The organism is Paenibacillus sp. Marseille-Q7038, assembly GCF_965111595.1.
On record NZ_CBCOOM010000001.1, the window covers coordinates 1,143,457 to 1,158,201 of the forward strand.

Here is a 14,745-nt window from a genome sequence, read left to right on the forward strand (position 1 = left end):
TACTATTAACTTAGAGGACTGTCTGATCATCTCGATAGAGAGGTGATTAGGCAGTTTTTTTTTAAAAATGTCGATTTCTTTGATAATCTTACAAAATGGGTATGGATTAACGCCATTCATTTATTTTATAATAGAGAAGTTATCTACAAGCGAAGGGAATAATGAACATGACGATAAGAAAAGCATTAACGGTAGCAGGCTCTGATACAAGCGGAGGCGCTGGAATTCAAGCTGATTTGAAGACATTCCAAGAATATGATGTATACGGAATGACCGCTTTAACAACGATTGTATGCATGGAACCGAAAACATGGGATCATCAAGTATTTCCTGTGGATCTCGGAGTTGTGGAGACGCAACTTAAAACGGTAATTGAAGGTATTGGTTTTGATGCAATGAAGACAGGGATGCTTGGTTCTGTTGATATTATTGAACTCGTATCTCGCTATATTGACCGTTATAAGCTAGATCGAATTGTTATCGACCCTGTTATGGTCTGCAAAGGTACGGACGAAGTACTGCAGCCGGAAAATACAGAAGCGATGATCGAATTCCTTCTTCCGCGTGCGGATCTCGTAACACCAAACATTTTTGAAGCTTCACAACTTGCAAAAACAGGTCCAATTACTACATTGGAAAAAATGCAGGAAGCAGCAACGATCATTCATGAACTCGGAGCAAAACATGTTCTGATTAAAGATAGAGGGAAAATCCGTGAAGGTAAAGCAGTGGATCTTCTATATGATGGACAAACCTATGAATGGTTTGAAGCGGATGCGATTGAGACCCAGTATACACATGGTGCAGGCTGCACATCCTCGGCTGCAATTACAGCTGGTCTAGCGAAAGGACGTTCCGTTCGTGAATCCGTATCTGGAGCGAAAACTTTTGTAACGCAGGCTATCTCTAATGGATTCCCGCTGAACACTTTTGTTGGTCCAACAAGACATTCCGCACATCGGATCCCGTCTGCGAAATAATACTCAGTACGTTATCACGGTAACACTAAAAAGAGCTATCCCCATTATGTAGTGTGTTTCAGACTACAAAGGGGACAGCTCTTTTTTTGTGAGTTGAGTTACATAGAAATGGTCTCAGGATCTCCCGTGCCCTCTGTAATCCACTCGAACATTCGAGTAATCGCAGCGCGGTGTGTTTCCTGTGGGAAATGATGACCGAGACCTTCATAACGGTGGAAGTTCACATCTGCTTTTGCTTCGTTTAACGAGTTGTACATTTTCTCGCCTTGACTGTAGGATACCTGGGCATCCTCCGTACCATGAACGATAAGTACTGGACAGCTGAGTTCTCCAGCAATCGTGACGGGTGAGCGATCTTTATATGCTTCCGGCACTCTCGTTGGAGTACCGCCGATTACGCGTTTAAAAGTACGGCGCAGATCAACTCTTTCTTCATAAGTCTGAGCCATATCGGATACACCGCTCCAAAGCACCAGTTTATGAATATTCGGTTGGGTATGCGCAGTATATGCCGCATTAATTGAACCTCTTGAAAATCCCATAATGCTTATTCGATCGGCATCAACAAAAGGTAGTTCTGACAGAAGTCTTACGGCAGCATACACATCTTCTTTGTCATCTCCGCCAAAGCAGTCACGTCCTTCACCGCCGTCTGTTCCCCGGTAGGAGGGAGCGAACACGATATGATCATGCATAGCAAATTCTTCGACCCATGGAGTACGAACCTTACCAAAATTACCAATTCCTCCACGGCAATAAATGAACACAGGCCACTTCTTAGAAGTGAAATCTTGACCTGTGGTATGCAGAGGAGTATTTAGTTGTACAGCGGGATATGTATCGCTGCTGAATGTTCCGAACAGCAACTGGCGAACTTCGTCTTCCGGAAGTTGATACCCATAGGGCAGACTAAGATATCCTTTTACATGAAGTCCTTCAGATGGATAGGTCACATGATAAATCATAATACGTGCTCATCACCTTTGGTCATAGTTGTTATTTTACGCTTATACTATTATACCCCATAGGCAATGTTCATCAAACGCAACGTTCATACTTACCTTCTTCTTATGTTTCTACGTATTTTGAATAAAATCTAGCAATGTGGCTTGAAAGCGATTCTTCTCTTCATATAAAAGTCCATGACCGCTTTCCTCAAAACGATATAACAAAGACCCAGGGATTGCCTGTTGTGTAGCAACTGCACCTTGAAACTGGGCGAACTGATCATGAGCTCCGTGAAAAATACCGGTCGGTATTTGAATCTGGGACAAATCCGAGGAAACATCTTCGTTTCTTAAGGCAATCCCACTCTGTAAAATGGCGTGGGAAGCGCCTTCGAGGCACATATGCTGAAACCAGTTTTTGTATTCTGGGCTGATATATTGATAATAGAAAGTACCTCCAAAGTCGGAGATCGCTTGAGGCAAATCAATCTGCATTTGCTGAAGTAAATGATCGATTTGAACTAAAGGCAGACCAAAAGCAGACTGATTCTCTTTTTTTACGATAAAAGGGGTTGTTGCTCCGGCAAGAACGAGTTTTTCAACTCTAGCACCCGTATCATACTTCGTAATGAGACGAGTGCAGATGGCTCCACCCATGGAGAATCCGACAAGAACCACATTTTCTAAATTAAGTACATCCATTACGAAAGAAATGTCCTCGGCAAATCGATCATAGTAATATCCATGCCATGGTTTATCCGACTTCCCAAACCCTCGAAGATCAAGAGTAATACAACGATATCCTAAGTAGGGCAGCATTTGCATCTGGTAATCAAAAATCCGGTGACTTACAGGCCAGCCCGCGACAAATAGGATGGTTTGTCCATTTCCTCCGTCCACAGGACGAAGATCTTCTACGTACAGTTGAACTCCATTTTCAACTTCAATCATCATAGCCCGTTTCCTCCTTTGTTGTTGTCATACATCATATCGTTACCCTTACTCATCTCTATTGTTCTTATAATATGCAGCTCTAACTGAAGGAATGTCCTATCTAAAAAGAAGAAGTTTCTCGAAGAAATAGGTGGTAGTTTTATATGATTCAGTGGTTGACAGCGCTTCATTTGTTTGAAACAAAGATATATGACTGTTTTTCATATTGTTTTTTCTTTAAAAAACAGAAAAATACATACTCAAACCCAAATAAAAGTGGTATACTCCCGTTAAGCAATGACAAAATATCCTAAATATAGAACCTCTGGAGGATTGATTGCACTATGGTACAAAATTTGTGGGACAACGAGAAAGCACAGCAATTGAATAAAGGACTTGAAGAACTTGTGTATCGCTCCAATCTTATTGGAACCGATCGCCGTGTATGTAATTGGGGCGGGGGAAATACGTCAAGCAAAACGGTGATTAAGGATTTTCGGGGAAGAGATGTAGAAGTCATGTATGTGAAAGGCAGTGGATCCGATCTTGGAACCATGCAAGCTAAGCATTTTACGGGACTTCGACTTGAAGATATCAATCCTCTATATGAATTAGATGAAATGCCAGACGAAGAAATGGTGGCGTATCTCAGCAATTGTATGATTGATTCGAAACACCCAAGGGCATCTATTGAAACTTTGCTTCATGCGTTTCTACCATTTCCACAGGTAGACCATACACACCCAGACGCCATTATTAGTATCTGCTGTGCAGATAACGGACGCGAAATTGCTCGTGAAATATATGGAGATCGATTCGTCTGGGTTCCTTATATTCGTCCAGGTTTTACGTTGTCAAAAATGATTGCTGAAGGTGTCAGAAATCACCCTAATGCGGAACTTGTGCTTATGGAGAAACATGGGCTGGTTACATGGGGAAACACTTCTGAAGAGACGTATGCGAAGACAATTAGCGTAATTCAAGAGGCGGAAGATTATATTGAACGCCATGCACAGGAGAAGGAGACTTTTGGAGGAGCACGCTATACATCGCTTAGCGAGGAAGAACGCCGCGCAGCAGCAGCGGTGATCATGCCTTTGATTCGCGGGGCTGTCAGTGATGAGAAGAAAATGATTTTAACATATGACGATGCAGATGATGTATTATCATTCGTAAATGGAGTAAGTTCGAAAGCTTTATCGCAGATCGGCGCAGCTTGCCCTGATCATCTGGTACATACCAAAGTCGTTCCTCTATTTGTGGAGTGGGAACCAAAGTTAGAAAATATAGACCAATTGAAACTAATCTTAACTGAAGAAATCCAGAAGTATAAACAGAATTACAAAGCTTATTTCGAACGCAACAAGCATGAAGGAGATCAAATGTTTGAAAGCGCACCACGCGTCATTTTGATTCCTGGTATCGGGATGATCAATACGGGAAAAAGCCATGCTCATTCGCTAATTAGCGGTGCATTATATCACAGGGCAATTGCCGTGATGAGAGGCGCTACTGCTCTAGGAGAATTTGTCTCTCTCAGCGAAAATGAATCGTACAATGTGGAGTATTGGCCGCTTGAACTGTATAAATTGTCACTCGCACCAAAAGAAACGGAATTCTCGCGTCAAGTTGCACTCATTACAGGAGGTGCGGGCGGAATTGGCAGTGAGACTGCTAGGGTGCTTGTATCCGAAGGAGCGCATGTGGCTATTGCCGACCTGAACCTGGAAGGGGCTCAGCGTGTCGCTGCAGAAATTAATGCCGAGTACGGAGGCGGCCGGGCTCTTGCTATAAAAATGGATGTGACGAATGAAGAGCAAATTAAAGAAGCTTACGATCAGTGTGCGCTCACTTATGGCGGTGTCGATATTATTGTCAATAATGCAGGGCTTGCAACCTCGAGTCCGTTTGATGAACCTCCTTACAAGAATGGAATTTAAATATAAATGTGTTAGGAACAGGATATTTCCTTGTTGCCCGCGAAGCTTTTAAGGTAATGAAAGAGCAGGCGCTTGGAGGCAGTATGGTTTTCATTGGTTCTAAGAATTCAATTTATGCCGGTAAAAATGTGACCGCTTACAGTTCCGCGAAGGCTTTGGAAGCACACCTAGCTCGCTGTATTGCCACAGAAGGCGGGGAATACGGAATTCGAGTAAATACGATTTTACCGGATGCGATCTTACAAGGTTCTGCGATATGGAATTCCAACTGGCGTAATGAGCGAGCTGAGGCTTACGGAATCGAACCCGATCAGCTGGAAGAACATTACCGCAAACGCACTACACTGCTCGTTAATATTTATCCCAGAGATATTGCCGAAGGCGTCGCTTTCTTTGCTTCATCCAAAGCAGAAAAAACAACGGGTTGTATGTTAACGATTGACGGCGGAGTACCTGCAGCCTTTACACGTTAATCCGTACGCACGCATTTGTTTTGTGCTTCACATTCGAAGGAGGGGACAGATTTGAAGGATAAAGCCTATGTACTATTCGAAGAGCAACAGTTAGCAAGAGGTATCGATGTTAATCAGATAAAACAAAAGCTAGCCGAGCTGAAAATTGAAACTCCTTCTTGGGGGTATGGGGATTCCGGTACACGTTTTAAAGTATTTCAAAAAGAAGGAGTTCCGCGTAATCCTTTTGAGAAAATGGAAGATGCTGCGGTGGTCCACCGGCTGACAGGGCTCGCTCCGACCGTCGCAATTCATATCCCTTGGGATCAAGTGGATGACTATAGCAAACTGCGTTCACATGCGGAAAATCTCGGGCTGCGCATTGGAGCTGTGAATCCGAATTTATTCCAGGCAGACGAGTATATGCTGGGAAGTGTAACGAACAGTGATAGCCGAATTCGGCGCATGGCAACCGACCATCTGCTGGCCTGTGTAGATATCGCAAAAGAGACCGGTTCGAAAGATGTATCCTTATGGTTCGCCGATGGAACCAATTACCCGGGACAAGGCGACATCCGTAAGCGCAAAGGCTGGATGCATGAAGCTTTGCAGGAAATGTACCGTGCACTGGATCCAGACATGCGGATGCTTATTGAATATAAGTGCTTCGAGCCTGCTTTTTATCATACCGATTTGGCGGATTGGGGCATGGCGTACAATATGGCGCTGAAGCTTGGAGAACAGGCGCGAGTGCTAGTTGATACGGGACATCATCTCCCTGGGGCGAATATCGAACATATTGTAGCCTACCTGTTGGATGAGAAAAGACTAGGCGGTTTTCATTTTAACAGCCGTAAATACGCCGATGATGATCTTATCGTAGGTACCGTCAATCCATATGAATTATTCCTTATTTTCTATCAGATTCTGCAAGGAAGCATGGATGAAGATGAAGGAATACGAAGCGGTGTAGATAATATCGCTTATATGCTAGACCAATCTCATAACATTGAACAGAAGATTCCAGCCATGATTCGTTCCGTACTCAATGTTCAGACGCAATACGCTAAAGCGCTGCTTGTAGATCATGAGGAAGTAGCAGCTGCTCAAAAAAATAATGATGTGCTTGCTGCTGAACATGCAGTAAGAAGAGCATTTGAGTTCGATGTTACTCCGCTACTTCATGCCGTACGTGAGGAGCAAGGACTTCCAGTGGATCCAATGGAAGCCTATCTAAACAGCCGTTATACGGTCGAAATTGCAGGGCGCGGCAAAGGAGGGGCTAGCTGGTGAGTGTCCTAGCCTTTGATTTGGGAGCCAGCAGCGGGAGAGCAGTCCTTGGACTGCTCCACGACTCCCGCATGGAGATAAGGGAAGTGCATCGATTCAGTAATAACCCGGTTTTTACTGGGGAACACATGCACTGGGATATATTACGAATTTTGCATGAAATGAAACAAGGGTTGCTCAAAACTAAACAAGGGGGAGAACGGGTAAGCAGTGTCGGTATTGACTCGTGGGCTGTTGATTTTGGGATCCTTAGCAAGGACGGCGAGCTGCTCGGAAATCCATACCATTACCGTGATACGCAGACAAGCGGTGTAATGGAAGAGGTGCATAAAAAGATTCCAGCAGAACGCATTTTTGAAAAAACAGGAATTCAGTTTCTTCCGTTCAATACCATTTATCAACTTGCTGCCTTGAAAAAACGTGACTCTTATCTGCTGAGAGAAGGGGCACATTTACTGATGATCCCGGATCTACTCCGTTATTTTCTAACGGGAGAAATACAGCATGAATTCACAAACGCAACGACCACTCAGCTGTTTAATCCGGGTATGAATGATTGGGACCGAGAATTAATCAAGGACATTGGCATACCAGAAGAATGGTTTGGCCCGATTGTCGCTCCAGGCACGGAAGTAGGGATGCTTCGATCTAAAGTGACCAAAGAGCTTGGAATACTTCCAATTCCCTTCATTGCGGTGGCTGAACATGATACGGGCTCAGCAATTGCTGCAGTCCCGGCGACCGATGGCCCTTTTGCTTACTTAAGCTGCGGCACATGGTCTCTCATGGGTACTGAGGTAAAAGCGCCGATTATTAATGAACAGACGCTTGCGAGTAATTTTACGAATGAAGGTGGTGTAGGTCATACTTATCGTTTGCTGAAAAATATTATGGGATTGTGGATTTTTCAAGAAACGATAAGAGAGTGGGAGCGAGAAGGGCATGAGGTAAATTATGATAAACTCCTTCATTTAGCTGAGCAGGCCGCCCCTTTTCAACATTTTATTGATCCGGATCACCCCTTGTTTCTTCCTGCGGGGAGCATGACGACTCGAATTCAGGAATATTGTGTAAGGACCAACCAACGTCCGCCACAAACGCAAGGAGAGATCATTCGGTGCATACTGGAAAGTCTCGCAATGAAATATCGGTATGTATATGAACTGACAGAGCAGGTATCGGAACAATCTTTCAGCGGGCTTCATATGGTCGGCGGAGGTATTCAGAATCGCCTTTTATGTAAGTGGACTGCGAGTGCCCTTGGCAAACCTGTATATGCGGGTCCTGTCGAAGCAAGCGCAATTGGGAATATTATTGTACAATGGATAAATGAAGACGTTTTCACTTCTTTGACTGAGGCGAGAAAAGCAGTAAAAGAGTCATTTCCAGTACTTACGTATGAACCAGAGAACGCAGAGGCTTGGAAAGAAGCTTATCTCGAATATGTAAAATATACAAATGTAGCTGCCCATGTATAGACCTAAACAATAAGATGAGTTTCTCTAGATAAGAGGTGTACGCTGATGAAAGTCTCCCTATTTATTACTTGTTTGAGTGATGCCATCTATCCAGCGGTGGGAGAAGCCATGGTTCGTATATTGGCAAAATACGGTGTTACTCTTCAGTTTCCAAAAGTGCAGACTTGCTGTGGTCAACCGGCTTATAACAGTGGATATTTTGAAGAAGCAAGAACAGCTGCCAGAACCCTTCTTGAAGCATTTGAAGACAGTGATTTTGTAGTCTCTCCTTCGGGTTCTTGCACTTACATGATCCATCACTATGAGGACTTATTTAAAGATGATCCTGTTTTGGCAGAACAAGCAAGGCGTCTTGAAGCGAAAACCTATGAATTTACACAGTTTTTAGTTCAAGTGATGGGGATCACCGATATAGGTGCTAGATTCCCTCATAAAGTTACGTATCATCCGTCTTGTCATGGCAGTCGTTTATTAGGAGTGAGGGAAGAACCGATGGCCCTTTTAGCCGGAGTCAGAGATATCGAGTTTATTCCACTCCCTTTTGCAGAAGATTGCTGCGGATTTGGCGGAACCTTTGCTGTGAAGATGGCGGATATTTCAGGTGCGATGGTAACGGAAAAGGCAGAACATATCGTTGAAACAGAAGCTGAAGTTCTCGTTGGTTTAGATATGGCATGTCTGATGAATATTGCTGGCCAGCTTCGCTTTCAAAATAAGCCGGTTCGGGTCATGCATCTTGCTGAGCTGCTATACGAAGGGGTGAAGTCTTCATGAGCATTGGAGCAGGGAAACATGCCGTTCGAGAACGCGCTGAAATTGCGCTGCATGATGAATTTTTACGCAGAGCAGTACGATTTACGACAGAAAGGCTTCGTGGTGGCAAAAAGCTGGCATCCGAAGAGCATGGAAGATGGGAGGAATGGAGAGAGCGAGGAAGACAGATTCGTCTTCATACCATTGCTCATTTGGATTATTATCTCCATCTTTTTACTGAGAATGCGAGAGCGAACGGAGTTCATGTCCATTTTGCCGAAACGGGTGAGGATGCCGTTAGAATTGCCCTAAAGATCGCCAAGCATCGGGAAGCTCATTCTGTCGTAAAATCCAAGTCCATGGTCACGGAAGAACTGCATCTGAATCATGCGCTGGAAGAAGCGGGAATCGAAGCGATTGAAACCGATTTAGGGGAATATATTATCCAGCTAGCAGGGGAGATGCCTTCCCATATTGTAATCCCCGCTATTCATAAAAATAGATATCAGATTGCCGAGCTGTTATCGAAGGTTGCAGGAGAAACACTGGCTCCTGATACAACCATTCTTGCAGGATTTGTACGGAAAAAATTGCGTGAACGGTTTCTCGATGCCGATATCGGCATGACGGGATGTAATTTTGCGATTGCGGAGACGGGTTCTATGGTCCTCTTCGAAAATGAAGGGAATGCACGGATGGTAAGTACATTACCGCGAACTCAGATTACACTCATGGGTATGGAGCGTATCATCCCATCATGGGCTGATTTGGAGGTCATGGCAACACTGCTGCCAAGATCAGCTACAGGTCAGCGTATGACGATGTATATGTCAGGTATTACAGGTCCTAGGAGAACCGAAGATGCCGATGGACCTGAACAAATGCATATCATTATCGTGGATAACGGACGTTCTCTACAGCTAGGAGACCCCGAGTTTCAGGAACTGCTGAACTGTATCCGCTGCGGTGCCTGTCTTAACGCTTGCCCCGTCTATCGCCACATTGGAGGTCATGCTTACGGAAGCACATATAGTGGACCGATTGGGGCCGTTCTAACACCAGCATTAAATAAGAATGTCGCTGAGTGGGACGACATTGCCAGTGCCTCAAGTCTGTGCGGAGCATGCTATGAAGCTTGTCCTGTGAAAATTCCTTTACATGACATGCTTGTTTCTCTTCGTAGACGTAAGGTGGAACAAGGGTACGGGAATAAGGTAGAAACAGCAGGGATGAAGGCTTTTGGAACGGTCGTGAAGAAGGCCAGCCGCTTTAGTACAGCTATAAAAATGGGGCAAATCGGCCAAAAATTGATTGTAAAAAATGGCGAAATCACATTAAAGGCTGGACCTCTTAAGGGCTGGAATAGTTACAGAGTAACTCCATCGCTTGCAAAGCAGTCTTTCAGACAGTCATGGAAGACACTAGAAGCTGAGATTCGTTCAGGGCATGTGGAGATGAATAGGGATGTTCGCGATCGAATGCAAAATGTACTAGACCGTAGACAACAGGGGGACTCGCGAGATGAGTAAATTCAATGAAACTTGGCTCACGGAACTCGAACAAGAATCGCGGCGCAAACAGGAGGCATTTATGCAGCATATTGCTTCTAAACTGCAACGACCCCGTGTAATGGAACGACCCGCTAGACCCTTTCAAGGTTCACCTGATTTTTGGAATGAAACGAATTGGGATGACGAAAAGCGGGTTGAACAGTTTTCTCTTCACTTCGAGAGCGTAGGGGGACATGTCGCCCTCGTTTCTAGCGAGCAGGAACTTCGCACATGGATCGAGGAAAAAGCAGAGGAGCTGGAGCCAAAGCGGATTATATGTCAGGATCAAGAAGGGCTAAGGGCACTCCAATTAGAAGATTCCATCCCGTATGCCAAGATTACTTTTTGGAATACGGAGGAGGGAATTAACGAGAAGGTTTTGGCTGCAGAAGCCGATATTGGGATCGTTATTGCAGATGGAGCAGCGGCATATACCGGTTCCGTGATGGTGAAGTCTTCTAAGGAAAAGGGAAGATCAGTAAGTTTACTGCCTACGGTATTGTTTCTTATTATTCCTAGAGAACTGATCCGAACGAGAATGGGGGAACTGCTTGTAGAACTCGACGAACAAGCCCGAGAGGAATTACCAGCTGGGGTGCATTTTATATCGGGACCAAGCAGGTCTTCTGATATAGAGAACGATTTGACCATTGGAGTTCACGGTCCTGGAATCGTATATGCGATTATATTGGGTTAGACCTAAACTAAGTGAAGGCCTCCGAAGCGAAAGGAATGGAGGTTTCTTCACTTTTTTATATTCAGCAAGTCATGATTTGGGTAATTAATAAAGTAGGTGATTCATATTTCACGTGGTGAATAATACAGGTATTTAACGATATAAATGAAGAATGCTGTGATAAAAGTACCAAGAAAAGGCAGGTATATTGATATATTTCGAAAATAATATGAAACTTTTGACGTATGGATTCATGACCTTATACCTGTTGTGCGACAAATTAACATCGTGATAATGTAGATATATAGGAGAGATTGAATAATCAAATCCACTTTTTTTTACATCAAAATGACCAGTTTACTATAACAGTCAGTTGGTTCTAGACATAACAAAATGAATGATAAATGAAGGATAACGGAGGGAAATAAAATGACAGAATCTGTTCAGATACCACAACCTAAAACCTATGGTCCGCTTGGAAATTTACCGATGATTGATGGAACGGCTCCAATACAGTCACTATCTAAAATCGCGAAAGAATATGGTCCGATCTTCCAAATGCAGTATCCGGCAGGACGTAAGGAAGTCTATATATCAGGTCATGAATTTGTGAAAGATGCAACGGATGAGAAGCGCTTTGATAAGAGAATATGGGCTCCGCTGCAAAATGTTCGGCCGTTTGCGGGCGATGGACTTTTTACAAGTGCGACGAACGAACCCAACTGGAAAAAGGCACATAACATTTTGTTATCTAGTTTTAGTCAGCGTGCCATGCAAGGGTATCACACCAAGATGCTTGATATCGCTTTTCAGCTCGTTCAGAAATGGGCGAGATTAAACCCTGACGAGACTGTTGATGTCCCGGCTGATATGACAAGACTTACGCTCGATACGATTGGGCTATGCGGATTTGATTACCGTTTTAACAGTTTTTACAGAGAAGATAATCATCCCTTTATCGATGCCATGGTTCGTTCTTTGGACGAAGGGATGAATCAACTGCATAGATTAGGGATTCAAGAAATGTTTATGGTGAAAAGAAAAAAACAATTTCAAGATGATAAGCAGTTTATGTTCAATCTTGTGGATGATCTGATCAAGGAGCGAAAAGAGCGGGGCACTGGAAACAGCGGAGATTTACTTTCTCACATGCTCGAAGGTGTTGATCCGGTAACGGGTGAAAAATTAGACTCTGAAAATATACGTTTCCAGATCATTACTTTCTTGATCGCAGGACATGAGACAACAAGCGGCCTTCTGTCATTTGCCATCTATTACTTAATGAAGAATCCAGACAAAATGAAAAAGATTGTAGAGGAAGTTGATAGAGTACTCAAAGATCCGGTGCCTACGTACAATCAGGTTCGAGAGCTGAAATATACTCGAATGGTGTTGAATGAAGCACTGCGTCTATGGCCAACGGCACCAGCATTTTCTCTCTATGCGAAAGAGGATACACAAATTGCTGGTAAATATCCGATCAAGAAAGACGACAGCGTAACCGTTCTTATTCCGGCGTTGCATAGAGATACTCGGGTATGGGGAGATGATGTGGAAGAATTCAAACCGGAACGGTTCGCAGATCCAAGCGCAGTACCGCATGATGCTTATAAACCATTTGGCAATGGACAAAGAGCTTGTATTGGACAGCAGTTTGCCCTTCAGGAAGCAACGCTTGTTCTTGGTCTTGTTGTTAAACACTTTGAATTTATTGATGATCGTAATTATGAGCTTAAAGTAAAAGAATCGTTAACTTTGAAGCCGGAAGATTTCCATGTAAAAGTACGTAGCAGAGGAAACTTATCTGCAGCACTTATGATTCCAGGTGCTTCGGCAGTTACCGCACAAGAACAAACGTCAGAAGCGAATGAAGCTGAGTCATTGCCGGAGAATGCGCATCATACCCCAATGCTTGTACTTTATGGTTCAAACCTCGGTACCGCAGAAGGTATTGCCCGTGAGGTAGCGGACCGGGCTAAATATCAGGGATTTGACAGTAATGTAGCACCAATGGATGAATATGTGGGCGATCTGCCAAAAGAAGGCGTCGTGCTTATTGTCACTGCTTCTTATAATGGCCAGCCGCCATCCAATGCAAAATCGTTCACACAGTGGATCGAGTCAGCTGGAGATACCGAGTTCGAAGGTGTTCGTTATGTTGTATTTGGTTGTGGTGACCATAACTGGGCCAGCACCTATCAGCGGATTCCAAGATTGATTGATGAAACTCTGGAATCAAAAGGAGCGACTCGTCTTCTAAGCAGAGGAGAAAGTGATGCGAGCGGTGATTTCGAGACAGATGTGGATGATTGGTCAGAAGGATTATGGCCTGATCTGATGCAAGCGCTGGATCTGAAGCTTGTGGAAAACGGTAAGAAGAAGAGCACAAGTCTGAAAGTGAAATATGTCAGCGGAGTAGCTGCCGTACCACTGGTAGAGACATACCATGCTGAACTTGGCCACATAGTTAAAAGTGAGAACTTACAAAATGCAGAAAGCGGCAGAATAACTCAGCACATTGAGATAGCTCTTCCAGAAGGGGTGTCTTATCAAGAAGGAGACCACTTGGGAATATTGCCTGTTAATCCTGAATCACTCGTTCAGCGAGTATTGAAACGGTTTGCTCTTCAAGGAAGCAGCCACCTGGTTCTATCCGCCAGCGGAAGAAGCAGTGCGCATTTGCCGGTAGGAACTCCCGTACGTCTTGATGATCTGCTTGCACGCAGTGTAGAACTGCAAGAGCCGGCAACTCGTGCACAGCTGCGTGAGCTTGCAGCTTATACGGTATGTCCTCCTCATGCGAAAGAGCTGACAGCTATGCTCAATGATGAGCTGTACCAATCGGAAATAAGAGCAAAACGAATCACGATGCTCGATTTGATCGAAAGATATGAAGCTTGTGAAATTCCATTTGAGCGTTTTATGGAATTACTGCCTGCACTAAAACCAAGATACTATTCGATTTCAAGTTCTCCAAAGGTGAGCGAAAATATCGTAAGTATTACGGTAAGTGTAGTGAGAGACGCAGCATGGAGCGGCCAAGGGGAGTATAAAGGTATTGCATCTAACTATCTGGAAGGTCTGGATACGGGTGCAGAAGTATTCCTGTTTGTTCGTACACCGGAATCAGGATTCCATCTTCCTGAAGAAACGGAATCACCAATTATTATGATTGGTCCTGGGACAGGAGTAGCACCATTCCGTGGTTTCATTCAAGCGAGAAAAGTAATGAAAGAGCAAAACATGAAACTCGGCGAAGCTCATCTTTACTTTGGTTGTCGGAATCCTGAACATGACTATCTGTATAAAGAGGAGTTAGTTGCGGCTCAGGAGGAAGGCCTAGTTACGCTTCATACGGCTTTCTCGAGAGTGAATGGACAAGAAAAATGTTATGTACAGCATCTAATGAAACGAGATGCCGATCATCTGCTTGGTCTGCTAGAACAAGGAGCTAAGATGTACATTTGCGGTGATGGTACAAAAATGGCACCAGATGTCGAAATGACTTTGATCACAGCTTACCAGTTGAAACATGGTGTTAGTGAAGAAGAGGCGTTATCTTGGTTAACCGGTCTTGAATCATCTGGTAAATATGCGAAAGATGTATGGGCGGGAGCTTGATCTAAACTAAAATGAGAGGCTAATCTCAGTGGTGTATTCACTGGGATTAGCTTTTTTTGTCAATCACAGATTTGGAAAAACCTGTACATCATTTACTGTAGGCAAGTACAATGTGGTTAGAGATT

The 14,745-nt window shown here is 44.0% G+C and carries 9 protein-coding genes and 1 pseudogene; 8 read left to right on the forward strand and 2 right to left on the reverse strand.

Annotated features, from left to right (window positions below):
* Nucleotides 1-167: 167 nt before the first annotated feature.
* Nucleotides 168-980, forward strand: a complete 813-nt coding sequence (gene pdxK, locus ACWPWY_RS05560) for a pyridoxine/pyridoxal/pyridoxamine kinase (RefSeq protein WP_454190751.1) — start codon at nt 168-170, stop codon at nt 978-980.
* A gap of 98 nt (nt 981-1,078) precedes the next feature.
* Here the strand turns inward: pdxK and ACWPWY_RS05565 are convergent, their stop codons facing one another.
* Entirely contained in the window at nt 1,079-1,945 is an 867-nt protein-coding gene (locus ACWPWY_RS05565) for an alpha/beta hydrolase family protein (RefSeq protein ID WP_454190752.1), read from the reverse strand.
* A 111-nt stretch (nt 1,946-2,056) separates the two neighbouring features.
* Entirely contained in the window at nt 2,057-2,881 is an 825-nt protein-coding gene (locus ACWPWY_RS05570) for an alpha/beta fold hydrolase (protein ID WP_454190753.1), read from the reverse strand.
* Between the two features lie 323 nt (nt 2,882-3,204).
* On the opposite strand from ACWPWY_RS05570, the pseudogene ACWPWY_RS05575 reads away from it, so the two are divergent.
* The 7 genes and pseudogenes from ACWPWY_RS05575 (at nt 3,205) to ACWPWY_RS05605 (ending at nt 14,620) form a co-directional block, all read left to right on the forward strand.
* Nucleotides 3,205-5,273: pseudogene (locus ACWPWY_RS05575) on the forward strand (bifunctional aldolase/short-chain dehydrogenase).
* Between the two features lie 51 nt (nt 5,274-5,324).
* Nucleotides 5,325-6,545 carry an L-rhamnose isomerase gene (gene rhaI / locus ACWPWY_RS05580; RefSeq protein WP_454190754.1) on the forward strand — a complete coding sequence of 407 codons (1,221 nt, stop codon included), beginning with the start codon at nt 5,325-5,327 and terminating at the stop codon, nt 6,543-6,545.
* Nucleotides 6,542-8,020 (forward strand): rhamnulokinase, encoded by a 1,479-nt coding sequence (locus ACWPWY_RS05585; protein ID WP_454190755.1) that lies wholly within the window; start codon nt 6,542-6,544, stop codon nt 8,018-8,020. Before rhaI ends, ACWPWY_RS05585 begins: the two co-directional genes overlap by 4 nt.
* A 45-nt stretch (nt 8,021-8,065) precedes the next feature.
* On the forward strand, nt 8,066-8,794 hold the full coding sequence (locus ACWPWY_RS05590; RefSeq protein WP_454190756.1) for a (Fe-S)-binding protein: 729 nt from the start codon (nt 8,066-8,068) through the stop codon (nt 8,792-8,794).
* Nucleotides 8,791-10,302: a LutB/LldF family L-lactate oxidation iron-sulfur protein gene (locus ACWPWY_RS05595; RefSeq protein ID WP_454190757.1), complete on the forward strand. Its 1,512-nt coding sequence runs from the start codon at nt 8,791-8,793 to the stop codon at nt 10,300-10,302. The genes ACWPWY_RS05590 and ACWPWY_RS05595 overlap by 4 nt, the downstream gene beginning before the upstream one ends.
* The gene (locus ACWPWY_RS05600) at nt 10,295-11,020 is read left to right on the forward strand and encodes a LutC/YkgG family protein (protein ID WP_454190758.1); all 726 of its coding nucleotides are present in this window, start codon (nt 10,295-10,297) and stop codon (nt 11,018-11,020) included. Before ACWPWY_RS05595 ends, ACWPWY_RS05600 begins: the two co-directional genes overlap by 8 nt.
* 408 nt (nt 11,021-11,428) lie before the next feature.
* Entirely contained in the window at nt 11,429-14,620 is a 3,192-nt protein-coding gene (locus ACWPWY_RS05605) for a bifunctional cytochrome P450/NADPH--P450 reductase (RefSeq protein ID WP_454190759.1), read from the forward strand.
* Nucleotides 14,621-14,745: the final 125 nt, after the last annotated feature.